Source organism: Verrucomicrobiia bacterium, assembly GCA_035765895.1.
In the GTDB taxonomy this organism is placed as follows: Bacteria; Verrucomicrobiota; Verrucomicrobiia; order Limisphaerales; family DSYF01; genus DSYF01.
Window position 1 is genome coordinate 38147 of sequence record DASTWL010000082.1, and the last position, 23073, is coordinate 61219.

Annotated in this window: 26 protein-coding genes and 1 other RNA gene; 9 read left to right on the plus strand and 18 right to left on the minus strand. The window is 61.2% G+C overall.

From position 1 onward, the window contains the following. Positions 1–13: 13 nt before the first annotated feature. The 18 genes from ssrA to VFV96_16320 form a co-directional block, all read right to left on the minus strand. Positions 14–364: a transfer-messenger RNA gene (ssrA, locus tag VFV96_16235) on the minus strand. A 234-nt stretch (positions 365–598) separates the two neighbouring features. Continuing rightward, positions 599–2236, minus strand: coding sequence for a chaperonin GroEL (groL, locus tag VFV96_16240; GenBank protein ID HEU5071954.1), 1638 nt, complete (start codon positions 2234–2236; stop codon positions 599–601). 40 nt (positions 2237–2276) lie between these two features. Continuing rightward, on the minus strand, positions 2277–2570 hold the full coding sequence (locus VFV96_16245) for a co-chaperone GroES (protein HEU5071955.1): 294 nt from the start codon (positions 2568–2570) through the stop codon (positions 2277–2279). A 68-nt stretch (positions 2571–2638) separates the two neighbouring features. Then, positions 2639–3241: a DUF4145 domain-containing protein gene (locus tag VFV96_16250; protein ID HEU5071956.1), complete on the minus strand. Its 603-nt coding sequence runs from the start codon at positions 3239–3241 to the stop codon at positions 2639–2641. 16 nt (positions 3242–3257) lie between these two features. Continuing rightward, positions 3258–5201 (minus strand): molecular chaperone DnaK, encoded by a 1944-nt coding sequence (gene dnaK / locus VFV96_16255; GenBank protein ID HEU5071957.1) that lies wholly within the window; start codon positions 5199–5201, stop codon positions 3258–3260. Positions 5202–5450: 249 nt separating this feature from the next. Then, a complete protein-coding gene (locus VFV96_16260; protein HEU5071958.1) occupies positions 5451–6563 on the minus strand; it encodes an ABC transporter permease in 1113 nt (370 codons plus the stop codon). A gap of 2 nt (positions 6564–6565) precedes the next feature. Continuing rightward, positions 6566–7504: an ABC transporter ATP-binding protein gene (locus tag VFV96_16265; GenBank protein HEU5071959.1), complete on the minus strand. Its 939-nt coding sequence runs from the start codon at positions 7502–7504 to the stop codon at positions 6566–6568. After that, a complete protein-coding gene (locus VFV96_16270; protein ID HEU5071960.1) occupies positions 7501–7926 on the minus strand; it encodes a hypothetical protein in 426 nt (141 codons plus the stop codon). The genes VFV96_16265 and VFV96_16270 overlap by 4 nt, the downstream gene beginning before the upstream one ends. Before the next feature lie 4 nt (positions 7927–7930). Next, positions 7931–8860 (minus strand): efflux RND transporter periplasmic adaptor subunit, encoded by a 930-nt coding sequence (locus VFV96_16275; protein ID HEU5071961.1) that lies wholly within the window; start codon positions 8858–8860, stop codon positions 7931–7933. 118 nt (positions 8861–8978) lie between these two features. Next, positions 8979–9740, minus strand: coding sequence for a cytochrome c oxidase subunit II (locus VFV96_16280; protein HEU5071962.1), 762 nt, complete (start codon positions 9738–9740; stop codon positions 8979–8981). Positions 9741–9749: 9 nt separating this feature from the next. Then, positions 9750–10004: a hypothetical protein gene (locus VFV96_16285; protein ID HEU5071963.1), complete on the minus strand. Its 255-nt coding sequence runs from the start codon at positions 10002–10004 to the stop codon at positions 9750–9752. After that, positions 10001–10210 carry a hypothetical protein gene (locus VFV96_16290; protein HEU5071964.1) on the minus strand — a complete coding sequence of 70 codons (210 nt, stop codon included), beginning with the start codon at positions 10208–10210 and terminating at the stop codon, positions 10001–10003. Before VFV96_16290 ends, VFV96_16285 begins: the two co-directional genes overlap by 4 nt. A 2-nt stretch (positions 10211–10212) precedes the next feature. Further along, the gene (locus VFV96_16295) at positions 10213–10557 is read right to left on the minus strand and encodes a hypothetical protein (GenBank protein HEU5071965.1); all 345 of its coding nucleotides are present in this window, start codon (positions 10555–10557) and stop codon (positions 10213–10215) included. 3 nt (positions 10558–10560) lie between these two features. Next, a complete protein-coding gene (locus tag VFV96_16300; protein HEU5071966.1) occupies positions 10561–11346 on the minus strand; it encodes a cytochrome c oxidase subunit 3 in 786 nt (261 codons plus the stop codon). A gap of 6 nt (positions 11347–11352) precedes the next feature. Then, a complete protein-coding gene (locus tag VFV96_16305) occupies positions 11353–13170 on the minus strand; it encodes a cbb3-type cytochrome c oxidase subunit I (GenBank protein ID HEU5071967.1) in 1818 nt (605 codons plus the stop codon). Between the two features lie 47 nt (positions 13171–13217). Next, on the minus strand, positions 13218–14117 hold the full coding sequence (gene cyoE / locus VFV96_16310) for a heme o synthase (GenBank protein HEU5071968.1): 900 nt from the start codon (positions 14115–14117) through the stop codon (positions 13218–13220). A gap of 4 nt (positions 14118–14121) precedes the next feature. Continuing rightward, positions 14122–15372 carry a COX15/CtaA family protein gene (locus tag VFV96_16315; GenBank protein ID HEU5071969.1) on the minus strand — a complete coding sequence of 417 codons (1251 nt, stop codon included), beginning with the start codon at positions 15370–15372 and terminating at the stop codon, positions 14122–14124. A 75-nt stretch (positions 15373–15447) separates the two neighbouring features. Further along, positions 15448–16146, minus strand: coding sequence for a carboxypeptidase regulatory-like domain-containing protein (locus VFV96_16320; protein HEU5071970.1), 699 nt, complete (start codon positions 16144–16146; stop codon positions 15448–15450). 294 nt (positions 16147–16440) lie between these two features. Between VFV96_16320 and VFV96_16325 the strand changes: the two genes are divergently transcribed. The 9 genes from VFV96_16325 to VFV96_16365 form a co-directional block, all read left to right on the plus strand. Continuing rightward, entirely contained in the window at positions 16441–17922 is a 1482-nt protein-coding gene (locus VFV96_16325) for an aminotransferase class III-fold pyridoxal phosphate-dependent enzyme (GenBank protein ID HEU5071971.1), read from the plus strand. Positions 17923–18069: 147 nt separating this feature from the next. Continuing rightward, complete coding sequence (gene bioB / locus VFV96_16330; protein ID HEU5071972.1) at positions 18070–19113, plus strand: biotin synthase BioB; 1044 nt, start codon at positions 18070–18072, stop codon at positions 19111–19113. Positions 19114–19138: 25 nt separating this feature from the next. Beyond that, positions 19139–19525 (plus strand): CPCC family cysteine-rich protein, encoded by a 387-nt coding sequence (locus VFV96_16335; protein ID HEU5071973.1) that lies wholly within the window; start codon positions 19139–19141, stop codon positions 19523–19525. 117 nt (positions 19526–19642) lie between these two features. Further along, positions 19643–19828 carry a hypothetical protein gene (locus tag VFV96_16340; protein HEU5071974.1) on the plus strand — a complete coding sequence of 62 codons (186 nt, stop codon included), beginning with the start codon at positions 19643–19645 and terminating at the stop codon, positions 19826–19828. 6 nt (positions 19829–19834) lie between these two features. Beyond that, positions 19835–20095, plus strand: coding sequence for a type II toxin-antitoxin system RelE/ParE family toxin (locus VFV96_16345; protein ID HEU5071975.1), 261 nt, complete (start codon positions 19835–19837; stop codon positions 20093–20095). Positions 20096–20103: 8 nt separating this feature from the next. Next, entirely contained in the window at positions 20104–20745 is a 642-nt protein-coding gene (bioD, locus tag VFV96_16350; GenBank protein HEU5071976.1) for a dethiobiotin synthase, read from the plus strand. Between the two features lie 256 nt (positions 20746–21001). Continuing rightward, positions 21002–22159: an 8-amino-7-oxononanoate synthase gene (locus VFV96_16355; GenBank protein HEU5071977.1), complete on the plus strand. Its 1158-nt coding sequence runs from the start codon at positions 21002–21004 to the stop codon at positions 22157–22159. Beyond that, positions 22150–22842, plus strand: coding sequence for a hypothetical protein (locus VFV96_16360; protein ID HEU5071978.1), 693 nt, complete (start codon positions 22150–22152; stop codon positions 22840–22842). The genes VFV96_16355 and VFV96_16360 overlap by 10 nt, the downstream gene beginning before the upstream one ends. Before the next feature lie 3 nt (positions 22843–22845). Further along, on the plus strand, positions 22846–23073 hold a 228-nt coding region (locus VFV96_16365; protein ID HEU5071979.1), incomplete at its 3' end, for a hypothetical protein.

Genomic DNA, 23073 nt, shown 5'->3' on the forward strand with positions numbered 1-23073 from the left:
TCCGGGCGCAGGATGGTGGAGGCGGCGGGAATTGAACCCGCGTCCCTGGCAAATTTACCAGCCGCGACTACATGCTTAGCCGGAAGAAAGTCTCGACCGCCGGATAACCTTCCGACACGAATCCAACGGTCCAGTCCGCAGTAATCTCTCGGGCGAACGCCTGCCTGACTCCACGTTCAACCCATGCCTGCTGTTGCGTTCAGCCGGCGTAGCAGGTGTCCACCGGTGAACGTCGGGGCCTTAGGCCGCGAGAGCTAATTCTTCGTTAGCAACTAATGTTTGATGCGATGATTTACGAGGCCAACGCATCGTCCTCGGCATGCCGCCTCTGGCGCCTCTCCCAGGTCGAAACCGGTGCGCCCCCATTAATATGCGACCGCCATATAATCAGGGCAATCGGGTGAATGGTCAAGCGAGGCATCTCCGGGCGTGGTCTCCTGATTTGAATGGTGCGCGCCGGTGTCGGAAGCCGGCCGCACCGCGCTCAACCTGCTGTGGCTGGCGCTTCACGCACGGCCGCGCCCAAAAAGGAAAAACGCGGCTGGTTGCCCAGCCGCGTTGGTGATTTTCGGTTCCTCCGAATGATCTGACCGTCCGATCAGTAATCCATGCCGCCCATGCCGGGGGCGCCGTGACCCGCCGGAGCCGGCTTTTCCTTCTCCGGAATCTCGGTGATCAGGCATTCGGTCGTGAGCAGCAGGCCCGCGATCGAACTGGCGTTCTGGAGCGCGGTGCGGGTGACCTTCTTCGGGTCCACCACGCCGGCTTTCACGAGGTCTTCCATGGCGCCCGTGGCGACATTGTAACCTTCGTTGCCCTTCGCCTTCTTGACGGCTTCCACGATCACGCTGCCTTCGACGCCGGCGTTGGCGGCGAGCGAGCGGAGCGGTGATTCAACGGCGCGCTTCACGATGCTGACGCCGATTTGTTCGTCGTCATTGGCACCCTTGGTCGCGTCGATCGCGCCGATGCAGCGGATGAGGGCCACGCCGCCACCGGCGACGATGCCTTCTTCAACGGCCGCGCGCGTCGCGTGCAGCGCGTCTTCCACACGCATCTTCTTTTCCTTCATCTCGGTTTCGGTTGCGGCGCCGACGTTGATGACGGCCACGCCACCGGCGAGCTTCGCCAGGCGTTCTTGGAGCTTCTCGCGGTCGTAGTCGCTGGTCGTCTCCTCGATCTGGCGGCGGATCTGGTTCACCCGGCCCTGGATCTCGGAGGACTTGCCGTTGCCTTCGACGATGGTGGTGTTTTCCTTCTCCACGACGACGCTCTTGGCGCGGCCGAGGTCATTGAGTTCGAGGTTCTCGAGCTTGAGGCCGAGGTCTTCGGTGATGAAGCGACCGCCGGTGAGGACCGCGATGTCTTCGAGCATCGCCTTGCGACGATCGCCGAAGCCGGGGGCCTTCACAGCGCAGACGTTCAACGTGCCGCGGAGCTTGTTCACGACGAGCGTCGCGAGCGCTTCGCCTTCAACTTCCTCGGCGATGATCAGGAGCGGCTTGCCGGTGCGGGCAGCCTTCTCGAGCAACGGGAGCAGGTCCTTGAGCGAGCTGATCTTCTTTTCATAGATCAGGATATAGGCATCTTCCATCTTCGCTTCCATCGTCTCGGCGTTCGTGACGAAGTAAGGCGAGAGGTAGCCCTTGTCGAACTGCATGCCTTCCACGACGTCGAGCGTCGTCTCGATGGACTTCGCTTCTTCGACCGTGATGGTGCCGTCCTTGCCGACCTTGTCCATCGCGTCGGCGATGATCTCGCCGATGGTGGTGTCCCAGTTCGCGGAAACGGTCGCGACCTGCTTGATCTCTTCCTTGTCCTTGACCTTCTTGGCGATCTTGTCGAGCTGGCCGACGGCGGATTCCACGGCCTTCTGGATGCCGCGCTGGATGCTGATCGGGTTCGCGCCGCTGGTCACATACTTGAGACCTTCGCGGTAGATGGCCTCGGCGAGCACGGTCGCCGTGGTGGTGCCGTCGCCCGCGTTGTCGCTCGTCTTGCTGGCGACTTCGCGGACCATCTGGGCGCCCATGTTTTCAAACGGGTCTTCCAGTTCGATTTCCTTCGCGACGGTGACACCGTCCTTGGTCACGGTCGGGGAGCCGAATTTTTTGTCGAGCACGACGTTGCGGCCTTTCGGTCCGAGCGTGGCGACGACGGCCTTGGAGAGCTTGGAGACGCCGCGCAGGATGGCCTGACGCGCTGCCTCATCGAACAACAGTTGTTTAGCTGCCATATTCTAGTTCTTGGTATTTTGTTAAGAGTTGAGAGACGAATCAGCCCACGATGGCGAGGATGTCGTCGGAGGAGAGGAGCTTGTATTCCTTGCCTTCGATCTTGATCTCGGTGCCGCCGTATTTGGAGACGAGCACGCGGTCGCCGACCTTGACTTCGAAGGCGATCTTCTTGCCTTCGTCATCAGTCTTGCCGGTGCCGAGCACGCGGACGATGCCTTCCTGGGGTTTTTCCTTGGCGGTATCGGGGATGATGATGCCGCCCTTCTTGACTTCCTTCTCTTCGGCCGGCTCAACGAGGATCCGGTCACCGAGAGGTTTGATGTTCAGTGCCATGGTTTGTTGTTTTATTTGTTTTGGTTTCGTGTCGAATTAACTCCCGCCGCACGAGCAAGCGGGAAAAGTCAGTTTGTCTTTCCGCCATTCCTTGCTAGGGCAACAGCAGGAAATTCGTAAAAAATCTTCAATAGCATCTCGCAAAATGAGACGAGGTGTTCTGCGTCTTCACGATTCATCATCTTCACCACGTGATTCGCCTCGTTGCCGGCATCTTTGATTTGTTCGACCCAACCCTTACATGCAGGTGGGACGTGATGATTATCTGCCAAATACTCGACGTATCGTTTGAACGTATCTCCCTCTTTAGCGCCTTTTGCGACTGCTAGGTGCATGAGAAGTTTTCTACAGCACAAAACCGCCGCTGTGTAACAACCTGCACTTGTTGCAGTGCGAGCTTCTTCATAAATCGCGTTCAGGTCTTTGTCCGAAATGTTTTTCACCGGCTCACCGAAGGAAAAACCTGGCGTCTGTTTCCCGTCACTGCTGTCGATAAATGTTGGCCGCGAACAATGGTGGCAAACATAGATTCTTCCGAAACTGTGTCTGCTTCCGCCTTTTACGAAACTAGCAGACCAGCCGAGTGCGGAAGCCAATGGGTTGCCGCAATAGCCACACACGTAGCTAAAGCTTGGCAACCCTTGGGCTGACTGCCACTCGATGGTCGGCATAAGTATTCGTCAGAACTTACTTCTTATTCTCGTCCACGACCTCGGCGTCGATGATCGGGCCTTCGTCCTTGCCGCCCTTCTTTTCATCTTCGGGCTTGGGCGCTTCACCGCCAGGCGCGCCTTGCGCCTTACTGGCCTTGGCTTGTTCTGCCGCGGCTTTGTAAAGCTCCGCGCTCGCAGCCTGCCACGCTTCGTTCAGCTTCTCGCTGGCGCTCTTGATCGCCGCCGCATCGCTGCCCTTTAGTGCTTCCTTCACTTCGGCCACGGCCTTCTCGATCTTTTCCTTGTCGCTGCCGGAGAGTTTGTCCGCGTTGTCCTTCAGCATCTTCTCGGAGCGATAGACGGCGTTGTCGGCCTCGTTGCGCGTCTCGACCTCTTCCTTGCGCTGCTTGTCGTCCTCGGCGTGAGCCTCGGCGTCCTTGCGCATCTTCTCGATTTCGTCCTTCGAGAGGCCGCTGCTGGCGGTGATGGTGATCTTCTGCTCCTTGCCGGTGCCGAGGTCCTTCGCGTTCACGTGCAGGATGCCGTTCGCATCAATGTCGAAGGTGACTTCGATCTGCGGCACGCCACGCGGTGCGGGCGGGATGTCGGTGAGCTGGAACTTGCCAATCGTCTTGTTGTCGCGCGCGAACTGGCGTTCGCCCTGCAACACGTGGATTTCCACGCCGGGCTGGTTGTCGCTCGCGGTGGAGAAGATTTCCGATTTGCGCGTCGGGATGGTGGTGTTGCGCTCGATGAGGCGCGTGAACACGCCGCCGAGCGTCTCGATGCCGAGCGACAGCGGGGTCACGTCGAGTAGGAGGACGTCCTTCACTTCGCCCTTGAGCACGCCGCCCTGGATGCCGGCGCCGATGGCGACGACTTCGTCGGGGTTCACGCCCTGATGCGGCGGCTTGTTGACGAGCGTGTGCGCGGTCTCAACGACCTTCGGCATGCGGGTCATGCCGCCGACGAGCACGAGTTCGTCAATCTTGTCGGCGCTGACACCCGCGTCTGACAAGCAGGCTTTCACCGGTTTGATGGTGCGCTCGAACAGGTCGTCGCAGAGCTGCTCCATCTTGGCGCGCGTGAGCTTCGTCGCGATGTGCTTCGGCCCACTGGCGTCGGCGGTGATAAACGGCAAATTGATTTCGTATTGCTGCGCGGAGCTGAGGGCGATCTTGGCCTTCTCGGCCTCTTCCTTGATGCGCTGGAGGGCGTCGGGCTGCTTGCGCAGATCCATGCCGTGCTCCTTCTTGAATTCATCGAGAATCCAGTCCATCAGGCGATTGTCCCAGTCGTCGCCGCCGAGGTGCGTGTCACCGTTGGTGGCCTTCACTTCAAAAACGCCGTCGCCGATTTCCAAAACGGAAATGTCGAACGTGCCGCCACCCAGGTCATACACGGCGATTTTCTCGTCTTTCTTCTTGTCGAGACCGTAAGCGAGTGAGGCGGCCGTGGGCTCGTTGATGATGCGGAGCACTTCGAGGCCCGCGATGCGGCCGGCGTCCTTTGTGGCCTGGCGCTGCGAGTCGTTGAAGTAGGCGGGCACCGTGATGACGGCTTGTGTAATCTTCTCGCCCAGGCGCGTCTCGGCGTCGGCCTTGAGCTTCTGAAGGATCATCGCGGAAATTTCGGGCGGGGTGTATTGCTTGGTCTTGCCTTCGATCTCGACCTCGACGGCGCAATCGCCATTCGACGCCTTCACGACCTTATAGGGCATCCGTTTGATCTCCTCCTGCACTTCATCAAACTTGCGGCCCATGAAACGCTTGATGGAATAGACAGTGTTACGCGAGTTGGTGACGGCCTGGCGCTTGGCCGCCTCACCGACGAGCCGCTCGCCGCTCTTGGTGAACGCGACGACGGACGGGGTGGTGCGTTTGCCTTCCGAGTTTTCCAGAACCAACGGATCCCCGCCTTCCATCACCGCCATGCAGGAGTTCGTTGTTCCCAAGTCAATGCCGAGCACTTTTGCCATAAAATCGTTTAGTTAAAAAGTTCCGGAGTCTACCCAGCAATGGCAGTGCCGGATTGGAAAAAACGTTCGTAAGCATTGGACAACAATGCGTTGCAAATGATTCTGAGACCTTCTTGGGGAAGTCTTTGTGAGACAAGCAGGGCCACTGTGGCGCAGTTTGCTTGGGTTTTGACACAGTTGGTGGCACAGAGGCGCGAAGGCTCATTCGCGAGGTGAAGGTTCGCGGGCGAACCGCCGGGGGCAGTCGTCTTACGCCAGTCGGGTGCGGAACCGCGTGGCGGCGAGCGTGAAGACAACCAGACCCATGCCCGCCAGGATTGCGTAGTAGTGCCAGTAGTCCGCGACGGTAGCGCCGCGCAGCATGGTGGCGCGCATGAGTTCGATGAAGTAGGTCGCCGGGATGAGCGTGCTGATCCAGTAGAAGAACTCCGGCATGGTTTCGCGCGGGAAAATGAATCCGGAGAAGAACACCGAGGGCAGGATCAGCGCCATTGTCATTTGCATCGCCTGCATCTGGTTGGCGGCCTTGGTTGAAATCAGCAGGCCGAGGCTCAGCAACGTGAAGACAAACAACAGCGTGGCCAGAAACAGCGCCGGCACATCGCCGCGGATGGGAATTTGAAAGATCCAGCGCGCCACCACAAAAATGCACGTGGCCATCGTCATTGCGACGACCAGGTAAGGCGTCAGCTTGCCGAGCATGAGACCGGAACGGGACAGCGGCGCGACGAGCAGGTTTTCGAGCGTGCCCTTTTCGCGTTCCCGCACCATGGCCAGCGCGGTGGCAAACACGGTGGCGATTTGCAGCGCCAGACCCATGACTCCCGGCACGAAGAAATTCGCGCTCTTCATCGTCGGGTTGTAGAGCATCTGCGGGCGGACTTCGATGGGCTGCTCACGCCGGCCGGTTTCACCCAGCAGCGTGACCAGCGAATCTCGCATGGCAATGCCCATTGACGTTTGCAGGGCCTGCAGGGCCACGGTGGAGCTGGAGCCGTCAATCAGCACCTGCACCTGGGCGCCGCGACCGGCGCGCAATCGCCGCGTGAAGTCCGGCGGAATCTCCAGACCGACATATGCGCGGCCCTGCCGGATGGCGGCTTCGAGTTCCGTCACGTCCCGCACCTCGCCGACGATGCGGAATGTGCTCGTGTTCTTGAAGTCCTCGACCAGCTGGCGGCTTTCAACCGATCGGTCCTGGTCGAGCAGCACGGTGGCCATGTGCTTCACGTCGTTGTCCAGCGCGTAGCCGAACGCGATGATTTGCAGCAACGGCGGGAAGAACATGAAGAACAGCGTCGTTGGATCACGAAACATGGTCGTGAATTCCTTGAGCATGATGGCCGTGTAACCGCGAAACATAATCAGCTCCGGCTCTCCGCCTCCCGGGCGGTCAGGGTCACGAACACATCCTCGAGCGACGGCGCGATGGGACGGATGTCCGCGCCATGAATGCCGGCCCCGGCCAGGCGTTGGGTGATCGCGGCGTCGCTGACGTCCGCGTCGAGCAGCAGATGCATCGACTGCCCGAACACCGTGGCGCTGCGCACGCCGGGCTGCCGTCGCACGGCCTGCAAGCCGACCGTGACGTGGTCGCACGTGACATCCAGCCGGCGTGTGCCGGACGGATTCACCTCCGGCAGCTGCTTCAAATCATCGGGCTCGCCGCACACGATGAGTTTCGAGAGATAAATGTAGCCGACGTGCGAACAACGCTCGGCCTCGTCCATGTAATGCGTCGTCACGAAGAGCGTGATGCCCTGCCCGGAAAATTCGAACAACAAATCCCACAACTCGCGGCGGGCCACCGGGTCAATGCCGGCCGTGGGTTCGTCGAGAAACAACACCGAGGGCTGATGCATCAGGCAGCACGCCATGGCCAGGCGTTGCCGCCAGCCGCCCGAAAGCAGCGCCGCGCGCCGGTCAAGGTAAGGGTCGAGGTGCGTCAACGCGATGAGTTCATCCATGCGCTGTCGGAGCACGGCCCCCTTCATGCCGTAGAGCCGGCCATAAAACCGCAGGTTTTCCTTCACTGTCAGCTCATCATAGAGCGAAAACTTCTGCGACATGTAGCCAATGGTGCCCTTCAACTGTTCGGTTTCACGGGCCACGTCGTGTCCGGCGATGCGCGCCTGGCCGCCGCTCGGCGCCAGGATGCCGCAGAGCATGCGAATGACCGTGGACTTGCCCGAGCCGTTCGGCCCGAGGAACCCGAAGATCGCGCCCTTGCCGACCGAAAAACTCACGTCGTCCACCGCCGTGAAGTGGCCGAAGCGTTTCGTGAGGTTTTGGACGGAGATCATGGGGTTCGTCCAGTTACGGAGTTCGTTTTTAGGAGAGCACGAACTGTATCGACATTAATGGACTGGCGGTTCGCTCCGGGCGCATAGATTATCACAGGACGTGAGATGTCGCCGGAATCCGCTGTCCAGCCGATGAATCGGCCGCTTGAATCAAAAGCATACGCGGCGGGGCCAGATGCCAACCAGCGGCCAGGCGGACCGGACAGTTGATAATAAACTTCGTTGCTGACCGTGATTTTCCACGCCCTTTTCGGATCCGGCTTCCAGGCAAGGAATGAGTGCAAATCCACCACCGTTACGGGTGGCTTTGCGCGGGGCATGTAATAAAGGAGATCAGGAAGAAACGAAGCCGCAAGGAGTAAAGTCATCACAACAATTGTGATGATTGCCATCTTAATCAGCCTCCAAAGCTTTTTCATCATGCGTTTAGCGCCTGTTTTCAAACGTCACATCCGCCGCCATGCCGGCGCGGAGGTCGCCGTTCGCATTGTCGAGACGCACTTTGACACCGAAGACCTGTTTCACGCGCTCCTCGGTGGTTTGCACATTGCGCGGGGTGAACTCGGCGGCACGGGCGATCTGTTCCACCGTGCCATGGAAGTCGCGGCCGGGGAAGGCGTCCACCCGCACGGTGGCGGATTCACCCAGCTTGATGCGGCCCAGCCAGGGCTCGGGCACGAACACGCGCACCCAGAGATGATCCGTGAGCAACAGCGTCGCAACTTCGCGGTTCGGGGGAAGCACGTCTCCCACTTTGACACCGAGCGTTTCCAGGACGCAATTCGTTGGCGCCGTAACCGTCAATTCCGCCAGGAGCGCATCGGTTTGGGCCAGTTCCGCCCGGGCTGCCGCAAGGCGTTCGGGCCGGGTTCCGGCGAGCAGCAGGTCGTAACGCGCCTTCGCGGCCGCGACGGATCTCTCGAGCGTTTGCACGGCCGACTGTGCACGGTCGTGTTCCGTGGACGAAATGGCCTTTTGCGCGAACAATTCGTCGGCCCGTCTGGCTTCGAGGCGCGCCAGATCGAGCTGCGCGGTTTGGGCCTCCCATTCCGCCTTGCCCGCGGCGATTTCCTCCGGGCGGGGGCCGGCTTCGAGTTCCGCGAGCTGGGCGGCCTGGCGTTCGCGTTGGGCGCGCAGTTCCGGGGCCGCCAGTTCGGCCACGGTCTGGCCGGAGGTCAGCGCGTCGCCTTCTTGAGCGAGCAACCTGACCACGCGGCCGCCGGTGCGCGGTGCAATGTGGACCTCATCCACTTCGATGGTGCCGGAGATGCTCGCGGGGTTGCCGTTGGGCTGGCAGGAGGTGGCAACGCCGGCCAGTGCCAGCGCGACCAGCAACGAGAGATGCTTGGCCTTCACGTTGCGCGCAAGCTAGCAGCGCCGCGCTGCGGATTCAATGCGAAGCCGGGTGGACGGATGGACGCCAAACAAAAACACCGCGCTCCAGAAGAAGCGCGGCGCAGGGAAGACGGCCGGTTTATTCGAAGCTCGTGGTGGCGCCGGATTTTGAGGCGAGCCACTTGTTGAAGTCGTCCTGGCTTTGGACGACCAGGCGGCCGCCCGCCATGCTGGCGTGGCCGTTGCCGCAGAGCTGGGCGCAGTAGATTTGGTAGGTGCCAATCTTGGTGGGCTTGAACCACGTGGGAATGCGCATGCCGGGAATGGCGTCCTGCGTGACGCGCATGGCCACGACGCGGAACGAATGAATTACGTCCTTCGAACTGACGTAGCAGATGACCGGCTTGTTGACGGGCACGTGGATTTCATTGAGCACCTGCACATCGTCCTTGCCCTTGGGGTCGGCGGGATCGACGCCGAACACGTTGTCACTGCTGACGAACTTCATATCCTGCGCGCCGAACTGGCCGTCCATGCCGGCGTAACGGGCGTTCCAGGCGAATTGCTGGGCGACGATCTGGATGACGGTGGATTCGCTTTCCTTGGGGAACTTGCCCACGACGTCGCCCCAGAGTGGCACGGCAAAGAACAGCAACAGGGAGGCTTCCACCGCCACCACCGCCACTTCGATGTAGGTCGAGAAATGGTTGCGGACACCGAAATAGTTGGCTTTCGGCGACCGGTTCTTGTGGAAGCGGTAGAGCGTGAAGGCAAAGTAAACGAGCCAGCCAAAGAACAACGCCACCATCAGGAAGTGGATGTAAACGATGAAATTGTCCACCAGGTGGCCGCGGTCGGAGGCCACGGGCGGGAGCCCGAGAATTTTGTAAAAGATATCCATGGTCAAAACTTAGTCGCGGGAGGGAGTCTTCGGTTCCGGCTGGCTGGGTGGATGCGCCGCGCGGCGGCCGATGAAGACGAAAAATGAGGCGACGCCGCCCAGCACCACGCCCACCACCCCCAGCAGCGTCATGATGCCCCAGTTCATGCCCTGGGCCATCGAGGAATCGGACCGGCCGTAGCAGGCGGCGCAGGCAAAGGCCGAAGGCGCGCTGACCACCAGGGCCAGCAGCCAGACCGTCAAAATGGGAAGCCGTGTTTTCATAGGTAACTGACTCCTTTCATCTTTTTCAGAAAACTGCGTCCGTAGATCAGCAGCGCAACGCCGATGAACACGCCGCCGAGACCAAACCACAACTGCCAGGCCCGGGCGTCCGGCGAGAAATACGACTTCAGCGCCCAGCCGCCCATGCTCAGCGTCATGAGGCTGGCCAGGCCGATGAAGAAAATATGGAAGGCTTTCAGAGACATGATCAGTGACTCGTTTGGGCGGCTTCCGGCAGCACGTTATGGTTGCGGCTCGGCACCTCGTGGACGGACCAGATAATGAGGAACATCAAAAACACGAGAAAGAATCCGGTGAAGCCAAGCACACCGTAAATGGTGTTCCGCTCGGACAGCAGGTGCATCATGAAGCCCAGGACCAGAAACGCCTGGCAGGCGATGACGACCAGCGCGAGGGCGATGTTCCAGTGATGGTTGCCCAGCGGGGCCTGCGAGACGCCCACAACGAGCAATGCTCCGACGGCGATGCTGAGTGACACCAGCAAATACCGGCGCACGTTGAGGTCCACGGAGGCGGAGTTTTGTTCGCTCATAGTTTAGAAAAGATATAGCACCGGGAACACGAAGACCCAAACCAGATCCACAAAGTGCCAGTAAAGACCGGCGATCTCGACGCGATTGGTAAAACGGTCCGGATCGGTCTTCCACATCTTGCTGCCCGGACCCCAGAGGTAGGCAAACACCAGAATGCCGCCGATCAAGTGCAGTGCGTGCAGGCCCGTGATCGTCCAGTAAAGTCCGAGGTAGGTGTTCAGCCGGGGCGCGTAATTGCTGATGCGCTTGATGTCGGCGGTTTCCACCTTGATTTCGCCCTCGCTGGCCAGCAACTGCTTGTAGGCCGCGCTGGTGCGATCGTAAAGCACGGCGGCGTCATCCGTCTTCACCCCGTGCACCACGACTTCCTTGTCGTTCTTCTCCACCAGATGGCCGTCGATGACCTGCCCTTCCTTGGTTTCAATCCAGTAGTGGTGGAGCTTGTCCTGGTATTCAAACGACTTGATGCCGAGGAACAGAACGGCGAGCAGGATGGTGATGCCGTGGAACATTTTGAACCGGCTGAACTGGCCCATCTTGCAGGCAGCCCAGGCCATCGTAGCGCTGATGCTCGACGCGATCAGGATCAGCGTATTGCAGGTGCCGATGGGAATGTTGAGCCAGTCGCGGGGCCACAGTCCGTCCGGCGCACCCACGCGCAGCAGGATGTAGGCGGAGAACATGCCGCCAAACAGCATGACTTCCGACGCGAGAAACAGCCAGAGGCCGATCTTGGCGTTGTAAAGGCCCGTGTCCGGGCGCGGCTTCGTCGTGTAAGGGATCTGCATGTGAAATCAGGCTTTGGGCGGCTCGTTCTGCGGCGTGAAATCCGTGTCATGCCCCGGCACGCTGTATTCGTAAGGACCGCGGAAAACCTCGATCGGCTTGTTGAAGTTGCCGTGGCCCGGAGGCGTCGGCGTCTGCCACTCGAGCGTGGTCGCCTCCCACGGATTGTCGGAGGTCACCTTTTGGCCGTTCTTGATGCTGTGGAAGAAATTGATGATGAACGGAATTTGGGACAGGCCCAGCCCCACCGCCGCCCAGAGGATGACGTGATTCAAATAGCGCAATTCCGGCCGGAGCAGGTAATTGGCGCCGCCATCCGACATGCGGCGCAGCATGCCGCCCATGCCCTGCGAAAACATCGGCATGAAGATCAGGTTCATGAAAATCAGCGAACCCCAGAAATGCACACGGCCCCAGAATTCATTCATGGACCGGCCCGTCACCTTCGGGAACCAGAAATAAATGCCGGCAAACAGGGCGAAAATGGTTCCGGGTGCCACAACATAATGAAAGTGGCCGATGACGTAGTAAGTATCGTGCAGGTGAATGTCGCTGAAATTGAAGCCCAGCGGCAAACCGCTCAGACCGCCGATGGCGAACATCGGTAGAAACGCCGTCGCAAACAGCATCGGCGTGTTGAAACGGATGGAGCCGCCCCACAGCGAAAGCAGCAGGCACGTCAGGATGATCACCGACGGAATCGAAATGATCATCGTCGTGGTCTGGAAGAACGTGGCGATCTTCGTGCCCATGCCGGTGAGATACATGTGATGCGCCCAGACGATGAACGAGATGAACCCGAGCATCAGGACCGCATACACCAGCGTCTTGTAGCCCCACAACGGCTTGCGGGTGTTGTTGGCGATGATTTCCGCCACGATGCCCAGCGCCGGCAGGATGAGCACGTAAACCTCCGGATGCGCGAGGAACCAGAACAGGTGCTGCCACAACAGCGGACTGCCGCCGCCGCTGATGTTGGCGAGATGACCGCCCACGGCCAGGCCGGTGGGCAGGAAGAAGCTCGTTCCGGCCACCTTGTCCATGAGCTGCATCACGCCCGCGGCTTCAAGCGGCGGGAACGCCAGCAGCAGAAGGAAGTTGGCCACGAACTGCGCCCAGACGAAGAACGGCAGCCGCATCCACGTCATGCCCGGCGCGCGCAATTGAATGATGGTGGCGATGAGGTTCACGGAGCCGAGCAGTGACGAGCTGATCAGGAACACCATGCCAATCAGCCAGTAGGTCTGACCGTTGGTGGGCACCGCCGCCGCCAGGGGCGGATAAGACGTCCAGCCGGCCTGCGCCGCGCCGCCTGGCACGAAGAAGCTGGTGAACATCACGATGCCGCCAATGAAGTAGAACTGGTAGCTGACCATGTTCAATTTCGGATAAGCCATGTCGATGGCGCCGATTTGCAGCGGCACGAGATAGTTGCCGAAGGCGCCAACCGCCAGCGGCACGATGGCCAGGAAGACCATGATCGTCCCGTGCATCGCACCGAAGGAATTGTAAAGGTCCGGCGAAATCGCATAGCCCGTCAGATTGCCGGCCGAATCTTTCACCGCCGTGGCCACGTCGCCGAGCAAGGAGTGCAGCAACGGACCAAAAACCGGCAGGCCCTCCCCCGGATGCGCAATCTGCCAGCGCATCATCAGCATCAGGCAGAAGCCGAACAGCATGAACAGCAGCGCCGTGACGCCGTATTGAATGCCCACGACCTTGTGGTCCGTGGAAAAAATGTAGGTGCTCCAGAAACCGCCGTGCGCGTGTTCGTCGTCGTGCGCCAGCGCGTGCGTGTGAGGTGCTGCGTGGGATGGTGCCTGCATGGCTAAATGGTTTGTGGTTGCTTCGGTCTCTTCAGCGCGTGGCCCGCTCATTTCACCTTGTCCAACACCAGCAACGTGAGCAGGAGTGGCAGGTAAATGATGGAGCTTAAAAATAATTGCCTGGCGCTGCGCAGCGTCAGGCGGCGCGAAAAATGAAAGGCAAAGGCACAATAGGCGCCCCCCAGCACCAACGCACCCGCCAGATAAAACGGCCCGGCCAGTTTGAACAGAAACGGCAGCAGACTCATGGGCAGCAGCGCCAGCGTGTGGCTCACGGCTTGCGCGCCCGTCCGGGAACCGTCGGCGTCCACCGCCGGGAGCATCACAAAGCCGGCCTTGGCATATTCGTCACGATACATCCAGGCGATCGCAAAAAAGTGGGGAATCTGCCAGAACGCCAGAATGCCGAACAACGCCCAGCCGCCGCTCAGTTCACCTCGGGCCGCGGTCCAGCCCATCAACGGCGGGAGCGCGCCGGGAATGGCGCCGATGGCGGTGTTCAACCACGTAACGCGTTTGAGCGGGGTGTAAAGGAACAAATAGGTCAACAGGGTGACTGCGCCGAGGACGCTGGTGAGCGGATTAACAGCAAGCGCGAGGTAAATGACCCCGGCCACGGAACAAACCCCGCCAAAGAGCAGCACCGATTCGGGTGTCATCCGGCCCGAGGGCAGCGGACGGGACTGGGTCCGGCGCATCCGCGCGTCAAAGTCGCGTTCGAGCAGTTGATTCAGCGCCGCGGCACCGCTCGCAAGCAGCGCCGTGCCCAGGACCGCGTGCAGCATTAACAGGTAATCCGTTTCGCCCTGCGTCCCAACGTAGAAACCCACCAGCGTCGTCAGCAAAACCAACAGCGTCAGCCGCGCTTTGGTGAGGTCACACAGGACCGCCACCCAGCTCTTTTCGGCTGCTTTGGCTTCGGCAATGGACGAATACGTCGCCTTCATTTAATCAATGGACCAGTTGCGCTTGGGCTGCGGCGGACGGTCTGGCGGGTTCGCCGCAGACCGCCTCAGATGCCAAAAAAGCACGCTTACCGCAACAACGGAAATGAATGATGGAGATTAGCGCCCCACTCACCAGCGTCACGGCGCCCACCACCACGTGCAGCGTGGCCACGTCCGCCGCCTTGTTGGACCAGATGGTCCACGCGCCCAGACCGGCCTGCGTCAACACCAGCAGCAGCCAGCCCCACGCGAGCCGGCGCAAAACATGGCCGCGCGGAACCGCTTGGTTGATTTTCACCAGACAGGCCGTCACCGCGAACAGGATGGCCAGTGCCATCAGCCGGTGCGCCATCTGCAAATTGATCTGAAATGCCGTAATGGGGTTTTGAGCCAGCACTTCGACACGTTCAGCATTGTAACGCGCCACGGCTTCCGGGCTGGTGTCCGGCCACCAATGACCGTGGGCCGTCGGAAAATCGGCAATCGAAAGGCCGGCGTGTTGATGGCGCATCGTCGCGCCCATGATGAGCTGGCAAAAGACCAGGCCCGTGGTGATCACCAACATCCAGCCCATGGCCGGGCTCGCGTCGCGGAGCCGCGAACGTTCGGTGGCAGACCACCAACGGCTCGTCAGCAGCGCGATGACACCGAGCAAAACCAGGAAAATTTGCCCCAGACATCCGTGGAAAACCCCGAACCAAACCCCCAGTTTGGTGCCCGCAAACACGTGGGCATCCAGCACGACGCGTAGTCCGCCCAACAAACCCTGCAATTGGACCAGCCAGAAAGCCAGCCAGCCCAGCCGCGGCAGCGGCCGGGGCGCCGGTTCGTGGCGCACCCAAACGATTGCTGCGAGCAAAACAACCCCGCCAATGCCGGAAAGAAAGTGGCCGGCGCCCTGCCATTCGGACCCGAGCCAGAACAATCCTTGACCGGCAGCGATTTCCAATCCGCCGACAATGGCCAGCGGCAGCCGGGCGCGCCGTCCGCCCAGCCAGCGCGTCAGCGCCACCACCAACACGCCCACCGCCGATGCCCACAACCGGTGCGTGTGCTCTTGAAACACGCCGCCGGTCAACCAGGTGGAAACCGGCAGCGCAAACATGTTGTAACCGTAGCTGGTGGGCCAGTCCGGCACGGACATTCCGACGCCATGGCTCGTCACGAGACCGCCCATGGCGATCAAGCCCAAGGCACACAGCCAGACCAACAGCGCAAAGCGATGCAACGCCAGGTTGGATTTGGTTTCGGGCATTTCGTGGGCTTGGCCGGAAAACGGAAACCGCTGCGGCATACACCAGCCGCAGCGGCTCCCTTAGAAAAGGACAACTTACTTGGCTTCCAACGTGAAGTCGGCTTTACCGCCCGCATCAGTGACCTCGACTTCTTGAGTCGCGTCGCCGGCTTTGCGGTGCCAGACATGGATCTTGTATTTGCCCGGTGGCACATTCGCGATCTTGAACGCACCGTTTGCGTCGGTGACCGCGAAATACGGATGATCCACCACCGTCACGTAAGCGAACATCCACGGATGCACGTCGCACTTGAAGCGCAGGAAGTTCTCCGCCTTGGGGAACGAAAAGGTCAAATCGGCCGAGTTCGGCATCTGGGCCTGATTCAACTCCTGATTACCTTCCGTGGTCGGCGTGGTATGAACGTTGTGCAGCACCGGGTCGGAGTTTTTCACCACAATCTTTTGTCCCGTTTGAACGGCCAGGATCTGCGGGTGGTAGTTGCACGCTTTTTGGTCCAATTCGACGGACGGCGCACTTGCCCCGCTTGATTTGCCGCCGGGAACGCCTTCGATAATGACAACACAATTGGCGAGTTCGCCTTTTGCTCCCACGATGTAGTGAGCCGTCTTGGGCGTTTCGGTCACCAGCTTGCCACAGTTTGGGTCGTCCTTCAGCGGGGTGATTTCCTTTTCCGCCGGCGGGGTGCCTTTGAGGGTAACGGTTCCAGTGACATCAGCGGCGTTCAGGGCGCACGCCATGCTGACAACAGTCAATGCAGCCAACAGGTTCTTCATAGGTGGTTGAATATGCTACTTAACAAGTAACATTGCGCAGCCTAACAGTTCGCGCGCAACCCGGCAAGCCAGCCGCACGGTCACCCAACAAGTTTCGCAACGGCTAATCTTTTACATTACCGCACAATTGACGCGGTCGAGTTCCCAGCCAATGCGCGATCGCCCGAATCAGAGGGTGCCCCGCTGCGCTGCTAGGGCGAATCATTTTCAGCCGCCCTCCGGCTGCGTAACCGGCTGTTCGCATTGGCGAGCCGGCCACAAATCGGTAAGCTGCCACCTGCAACCGCGTTCATCATGATGTCAGAACCGCAGCCCCTGCCCCACCTGTCCACCGCCGTCGACGCGGCGGATGTGCGGCATTCGTGGCATCCGTTCACGCAGATGCGCGAGTATCTGGACCACCCGCGCCTCCACATCGCCCGCGCCAAGAGTTGCTGGCTGTTCGATACGGACGGCAATCGCTACTTCGACGGCACCGCCTCGCTCTGGACGAACGTTCACGGCCACGGCGATCCCGACCTCGACGCGGCGCTCCGTGCGCAGTTGGATCAAGTCGCGCACACGACGCTGCTCGGCATCAATCATCCGCAGGCCGCCGCGTTGGCAGAGGAACTCGCCACGCTTACGAACGGCAAACTCAGCCGCTGCTTCTTCAGCGACAACGGCTCCAACGCCGTCGAGATCGCGCTCAAACTTTCCTTTCAATACTGGCAGCTCACCGGCAAACCCGAGAAGCGCGGCGTCATCGGCCTGACGGGCGGCTATCACGGCGACACCTTCGGCACGATGGCTGTCGGCGACAGCGGCGGTTTTCACGAACGTTTTGCTCCGTGGTTATTTCCGGCAAAGCACATTCCGGCGCCGATTCATGTGGAATGCGCGGGCAAAGTCGTTCGCTCCGACGCCTCGCAATCTCTCGCCGCCCTAGATGCCTTGCTCGCCGCCGAAGCCGACCGCACCGCGTGCCTCATCCTGGAGCCGCGCGTGCAAGGCGCCGCCGGCATGGTGCAACAACCGCCCGGCTTCGTCGCCGCCGTCGCCGAGCGCTGCCGGCGTGCGGGTGTGCATCTGATCCTCGACGAAGTCTTCACCGGCTTCGGTCGCCTGGGCGCGCTGACTGCGTGTAGTGGGACAGGCGTCCCGCCTGTCCAGTTTGACTCACACCCTTCGGAGGCTGCACGAAAAGCGAACGCCTCGCCGGACAGGCAGGATGCCTGTCCCACTACCCCCGATTTCCTTTGCCTCGCGAAAGGTCTGAGCGCCGGTTACGTCCCGCTCGCCGCCACGCTCACCCGCGACACCATCCACGACGCATTCCTCGGTTCGTTCAGCCAGCAACGCGCCTTTTATCACGGCCACACGTTTTCCGGGAATCCGCTTGCCTGTGCCGTCGCCCGCGCCAGCCTGGCCAAGCTGCGTCCGCTGCTCGCCTCGGGTCGCGTAGCCGAAACCATCGCCACCCTCGGCGCAGAATTGGAATCCCATTTCGCCGGCCACCCGAACGTCGCCGAAGTCCGCCAGCTTGGCCTGACGGGTGCCATTGACCTTGTGCCGCGCGACCGCAACCGCCGCTGGCCCGCCGATTTGCGCGCTGGCTTCCAGGTGACGCTCGCGGCCCGGAAGCATGGGCTCGTCATCCGGCCGCTCGCCGACAGTGTGTTAATCGTGCCGCCAGTTGTTGCCACGCCGGACGAGGTGCGGCATCTTGCCCGCGCGTTGCACGCCGCGCTGGATGATGTTTTGCCCAGTCTCGAATCCGCCGCCGTTCCGCGCTGAACCAAACCACGGATGAACACCGATGAACACGGATACAAACGGAGCGCGGACTTCAGTCCGCTTCACCTCCGCCATGTCCTGAATGTTCGCCTGTTGAAGCGGACTAAAGTCCGCGCTCCCATCCGTGGTTAAATACTTTTGAATCTCATGTCCGCCTACACCCTCGACCAAGTCCGCGAAATCTATTCGCTGCCGCTGACCACGCTCATCTTCCGCGCGCAGCAGGCGCATCATCGGCACCAGGACCCTGCTGGCATCCAGCTTTGCACGCTCAAGTCCATCAAGACCGGCGCGTGCCCCGAGGATTGCGCGTATTGCCCGCAGTCTGCGCATTACAACACCGGCCTCGAAGCCGAGCAGTTGATGGAGACCGACACCATCCTGACCGACGCGCAAAAGGCCAAAGCCGGCGGCGCGACGCGCTTCTGCATGGGCGCCGCGTGGAGCCGCGTCCGCGACGGGCAACAATTCGACAGCGTGTTGAAGACCGTCTCGGGTGTCAAGGACCTCGGCCTCGAAGTCTGCTGCACGCTCGGCATGTTGACCGAACCGCAGGCGCAAAAGCTCAAAGCCGCCGGCTGCGACGTTTACAATCACAACCTCGACAGCTCGCGCGAATTCTACTCCAAGATCATCACCACGCGCACCTACGACGAACGTCTCGAGACCCTCGCGAACGTCCGCAAGGCCGGCCTCGAAGTCTGCTCCGGCGGCATCCTTGGCATGGGCGAATCCGTGGACGATCGCCTCAAGATGCTCGTCGAACTCGCGAGCATGGACCCGCAGCCCGACTCCGTGCCCATCAACGCGCTCATCGCCGTCGAAGGCACACCGTTGCAGAACCAGAAGTTCGTGGACGCGTTTGAATTCGTCCGCACCATCGCCACCGCGCGCATCCTGATGCCAAAGGCGATGGTCCGCCTCTCCGCCGGCCGCACCGGGATGAGCGATGAGATGCAGGCGCTCTGCTACCTCGCCGGCGCGAACTCGATTTTCCTCGGCGACAAACTCCTCACCACGCCGAACCCCGACAAGAACGACGACTTCGCGTTGCTCGAACGCCTCGGCCTGCACGACCTGCATCCCGACGACGCCCGCAAAATCCATCGCGGCGAGGTGGAGTTGGAATCGGTGGAAGACACCGAAGCCGCCAGTGACACCTGGGGCCGTGCGTGCCGGGAGCAGCACTGATCAACCGCGGATGCGGGAGAATCAGATGAACTCCAATTCTTCATTCCCCTGTCCGGTGTGCGGCTACTTGGTATTCAACGAACCTCCGGGAAGTTATGCTATCTGCCCCATCTGCTTTTGGGAGGATGATGAAGTCCATCTTGGTTTCCCGCTGATGAGTGGCGGAGCAAATAGCGTCAGTCTTCATGAAGCTCAGCAGCATTTTGTGCGAGTTGGCGCTTGCGAGCAGCGGTTCACGAGTCATGTTCGGCAACCTACGGCGTCTGACCAACGCGATCCAAAGTGGAGGCCATTCGACCCAACACTCGACCCACACCTGAAGTGGAACTCAGAAGCTGATAGCAAAAGGCGGCTCGAAGCCGGTCAAGGTGTGTGCCTATACTACTGGCTGTTACCAAAGAAGGCGGGCTGAGGTTTTTTGCATGGCTCATGCACTCCATCCTCATCACCGGCACGGACACGGGCATCAGTCTCATCATGCGTTCTCTGCCTGCTTTTCAAACTCCGCAGGCTGGGTTAAGGTCATTCCATGAGCACGGTTCAAGAGATTGAAAAGGCGGTGCAGAAGCTGCCGGTCGAGCAGGCCCTTGAATTGCAGGACTGGCTGGCGGATTACCTCGAAGACGCGGCGGAGTTAAATCCCGAGTTCGTCGCCAGCATCGAGCGCGGCAAGGCCGACCTTCAGGAAAAGCGCACCCGCGTCCGCCAACCCTGACGCGCCATGCGCCAGGCCACCGAGGTTTATTCACGCGAGTTTGACGCGATCTTCTTCAAACTCCCGCCGTGCATCCGGGGGTTAATCGAGTCCAAGATTCGGGAACTGGGGCAGCGCTTGGAAACCCATCCTCACCATCGCCTTCAGGGACGTTCCGAGTTCCGCTTGCGCGCAGGCGACTACCGCATCATCTACGAGTTCGACGTTCAGAAGAACGAATTGCAACTCATCACGCTCGGCCATCGGCGCGAAGTTTACCGGCATTGATCCCGCCCATGCGCTCCATCCTCATCACCGGCACTGACACGGGCATCGGCAAAACCCACGTTGCCAGCATCATTGCCCGACTGCTCGCAAAGCTGAGCCGCGTGCAGGTGGTGAAGCCGGTGGAGTCCGGTTGCGGCGAAGGTCGTCCCGCCGACGCTCCGCAAGCCGCGGGAACGTGGGCTGAGTCTTTCACCTCATTCACGCTGCCCAAACCGATGGCTCCGCTCGCCGCCGCTGCGGACGCGGGCATCGAGATTTCCCTGACGAAACTCGTCGCCGCCGTGCGCGCGTTGCCCGAGTGCGACTGGCGCGTGCTTGAAACCGCCGGCGGCATCGCCGTGCCGATTGATCCCTGCGGCTCCGACTGGGCCGACTTCGCCCGGGCGCTCAAGGTGGATTACGTCCTTTGCGTCGTGGACGACCGGCTCGGCGCCATCAATCAGGCGCGGATGGTCGCGAGTTACTGCCACGCCAAAGGCATCCTCAACGCCGGGCTTTGGCTCAACGCGGCCCACGCGCATCCTGAACCCGCCATCGCCGCTTCGAACCGCGCCGGCCTCGCGAACTGCGGTCTGCCGCTCTGGGGCGAAAGCGCCTTTGGCGACGCGAATGCGTTTCGCATCCACGCCGGTCCGTTTCTTGAAACTTGAGAGCGGCGGAACGCCCGCCCTCACCCCCGGGAGAGGGAAGAGCGATGCCGCGTGCTCCTCTTTCCGAAAGGCACCCGGCAATTCCAGCCGCCGGAATTCGAGTGAAGCGGTCGAGCGTGTCCCCCTCTCCTTGGGGAGAGGGTCGGGGTGAGGGAGGATGTTAACCCATTTCAGTCAGAACAATTCGACCGCCCCTGTCCAAGTCCGCAAAGCTTCCGATGGAGCCGCTTCGCGTCGACTGATACAGTTGCCGGACATGAGTTCACCCGAGCGCATCTCTGAGCGCGTCGCCGAAGCGCTGAACGAGCGCAAGGCCGACGGTCTGCTGCGTCAGCTCGAAGCGCGTCCGGCCCATCCGCGCTGGCTCAACCTTGCGGACAACGATTACCTCGGCCTCGCACACGATCCCACCGTGATTTCTGCCGCTGCGGCGGCCGCCGTGAAATGGGGTGCGTCCGCCAGCGCGTCACCGCTCATCACCGGTTACACCGAACTTCACGCCGCACTCGAACGTGCGCTTGCCAGTTGGCACGGTTATCAGCATGGACTCGTTTGGAATTCCGGTTTCGCGGCGAATTCCGCCGTGCTCGGCATGTTGCCCAAACGCGGTGACGTCGTGCTTGCGGACCGGTTGATCCACGCCAGCATGGTCGCCGGGATCATGCGTTCCGGCGCGCGGCTGCGGCGCTTTCCGCACAATGACCTCCACGCGTTGCAAGCAATGCTCGCCGAAGAAGCCGGTCGCGACGGCGCGGTGTTTGTCGTCACCGAAAGCATTTACTCGATGGACGGCGACTGTCCCGATCTCGCGGCATTGGCGAAATTGCGCGGGGAGCATGGATTCTTCTGGGTGCTGGACGAAGCTCACGCCACCGGCTGGTTCGGCGAAACCGGCGCCGGCGCGCTCGAAGCTCACGGCTGCCTCGGCGAACCCGACGTGCTCGTCAGCACGCTCGGCAAAGCGCTCGGCTCACAAGGCGCCTGCACGTTCTTCCGCGACGTCGCGCTCCGCGAGTGCCTGCTGAACGAGGCTTCGGAATTCGTTTACTCGACCTGCCTGGCTCCGCCCGCCGCTGGGGCCGCGCTTGCCGCACTCCAGCGTGTGCGTGAACTTGCCCCTGAACGTGAAGTGTTGCACACACTCTCCCGGTCTTGGCGGGCAGCGATGCAGGACGTTGGCGCCAAAGTTCCTGACGGTGATTCGCCCATCGTGCCGGTGCTGCTCGGCTCGGCCGAACGCGCGGTGAAAGTTCAACGCGCGTTGCTTGAACGCGGCTTTCGCGTCTCGTGCATCCGCCCGCCGACGGTGCCCGACGGCACTGCGCGCCTGCGTGTCTCGTTGCGTCGTGGCCTTACGGATGGGCAGCGCGTTGCGTTCGCTGCCGCGTTGAAGGATGCTCTGGCATGCGCGTGATATGGATTAGCGGCTGGGGCGTGGCGCCCGAATCGCTGCGGCCGCTGGCGGAGAAATATTTCACCGGCTCACAGCACACGTTCGTTGCGCCAACCGCCGAGTCGGTCCGCCAGGTCTTGAAGTGCGGCGGCCCTTCGCCGCTCTCCGAATCGCCGGTGGCAATCCCAGAGCGCCAGAGGGGTGGCGCTGTTCAGGACGCTGGCGTGGATTTGACCATCGCCTGGTCGCTTGGTGCTTGGCGTGTGCTGGAGGCGGCCTCACGTGGAATTGAGGTTCCCGGTATGGTGTTGCTACTCGCGCCTTTCGCGGCATTTCCATCTGAATCGAAATTCGGAGGCAAATGTAGCGCCACGCAGGTGAAGTTCCTTCGCCGCTGGTTGCAACGCGAACCGCTCGCCGCGCTCGCCGATTTTTATCAACGCACCGGCCTTGGCACACCGCCCACGGAATTGCCTTATGCTGAAGCCGATCTCATCGAAGGCCTTGACCGACTTGCTGAAGATGCGTCGCCGGCAATGCGCGAATTTGCCGCGCGCGGTCTACCGCGAAACTGGCAGGCATTCGTAGGCGACAATGATCCGCTGCTCGACGCTGAAGCCGTCCACCGTTCACTGCCCGGCTGCATCCGCGTGCGCGGCGTTGGACACGCGATTGCAGATTTGCTCCGGGCCAGCCAAACTTGACGGATGCGCTTCGATGTCTGCGCCCACACCTACGACGAGCACGCGGGACCGCAACGGTTCTTCGCGGAACGCGTCGCGCAATTCATCGATGCCAAGCCGAAGGAATCCATCCTCGAACTCGGCGCGGGCACGGGTGCGCTGACGAAGTGGCTGGCTGAAACTCAAAGCGATTCGACTCAACCCACCCCTAACCCCTCCCAGGAGTGGAACGCGCCGAATGGTGCGGGTCAC

Coding starts and splice junctions, on each gene's coding strand:
- VFV96_16270 (HEU5071960.1), bottom strand. CDS start 7,926: ATGATGAAAAAGCTTTGGAGGCTGATTAAGATGGCAATCATCACAATT.
- VFV96_16300 (HEU5071966.1), bottom strand. CDS start 11,346: ATGCAGATCCCTTACACGACGAAGCCGCGCCCGGACACGGGCCTTTAC.
- VFV96_16290 (HEU5071964.1), bottom strand. CDS start 10,210: ATGTCTCTGAAAGCCTTCCATATTTTCTTCATCGGCCTGGCCAGCCTC.
- dnaK (HEU5071957.1), bottom strand. CDS start 5,201: ATGGCAAAAGTGCTCGGCATTGACTTGGGAACAACGAACTCCTGCATG.
- VFV96_16265 (HEU5071959.1), bottom strand. CDS start 7,504: ATGATCTCCGTCCAAAACCTCACGAAACGCTTCGGCCACTTCACGGCG.
- VFV96_16320 (HEU5071970.1), bottom strand. CDS start 16,146: ATGAAGAACCTGTTGGCTGCATTGACTGTTGTCAGCATGGCGTGCGCC.
- VFV96_16305 (HEU5071967.1), bottom strand. CDS start 13,170: ATGCAGGCACCATCCCACGCAGCACCTCACACGCACGCGCTGGCGCAC.
- VFV96_16245 (HEU5071955.1), bottom strand. CDS start 2,570: ATGGCACTGAACATCAAACCTCTCGGTGACCGGATCCTCGTTGAGCCG.
- VFV96_16285 (HEU5071963.1), bottom strand. CDS start 10,004: ATGAAAACACGGCTTCCCATTTTGACGGTCTGGCTGCTGGCCCTGGTG.
- VFV96_16340 (HEU5071974.1), top strand. CDS start 19,643: ATGAGCACGGTTCAAGAGATTGAAAAGGCGGTGCAGAAGCTGCCGGTC.
- VFV96_16345 (HEU5071975.1), top strand. CDS start 19,835: ATGCGCCAGGCCACCGAGGTTTATTCACGCGAGTTTGACGCGATCTTC.
- VFV96_16335 (HEU5071973.1), top strand. CDS start 19,139: ATGAACTCCAATTCTTCATTCCCCTGTCCGGTGTGCGGCTACTTGGTA.
- bioD (HEU5071976.1), top strand. CDS start 20,104: ATGCGCTCCATCCTCATCACCGGCACTGACACGGGCATCGGCAAAACC.
- VFV96_16325 (HEU5071971.1), top strand. CDS start 16,441: ATGATGTCAGAACCGCAGCCCCTGCCCCACCTGTCCACCGCCGTCGAC.
- VFV96_16315 (HEU5071969.1), bottom strand. CDS start 15,372: ATGCCCGAAACCAAATCCAACCTGGCGTTGCATCGCTTTGCGCTGTTG.
- VFV96_16280 (HEU5071962.1), bottom strand. CDS start 9,740: ATGGATATCTTTTACAAAATTCTCGGGCTCCCGCCCGTGGCCTCCGAC.
- cyoE (HEU5071968.1), bottom strand. CDS start 14,117: ATGAAGGCGACGTATTCGTCCATTGCCGAAGCCAAAGCAGCCGAAAAG.
- groL (HEU5071954.1), bottom strand. CDS start 2,236: ATGGCAGCTAAACAACTGTTGTTCGATGAGGCAGCGCGTCAGGCCATC.
- VFV96_16355 (HEU5071977.1), top strand. CDS start 21,002: ATGAGTTCACCCGAGCGCATCTCTGAGCGCGTCGCCGAAGCGCTGAAC.
- VFV96_16250 (HEU5071956.1), bottom strand. CDS start 3,241: ATGCCGACCATCGAGTGGCAGTCAGCCCAAGGGTTGCCAAGCTTTAGC.
- VFV96_16360 (HEU5071978.1), top strand. CDS start 22,150: ATGCGCGTGATATGGATTAGCGGCTGGGGCGTGGCGCCCGAATCGCTG.
- bioB (HEU5071972.1), top strand. CDS start 18,070: ATGTCCGCCTACACCCTCGACCAAGTCCGCGAAATCTATTCGCTGCCG.
- VFV96_16295 (HEU5071965.1), bottom strand. CDS start 10,557: ATGAGCGAACAAAACTCCGCCTCCGTGGACCTCAACGTGCGCCGGTAT.
- VFV96_16260 (HEU5071958.1), bottom strand. CDS start 6,563: ATGTTTCGCGGTTACACGGCCATCATGCTCAAGGAATTCACGACCATG.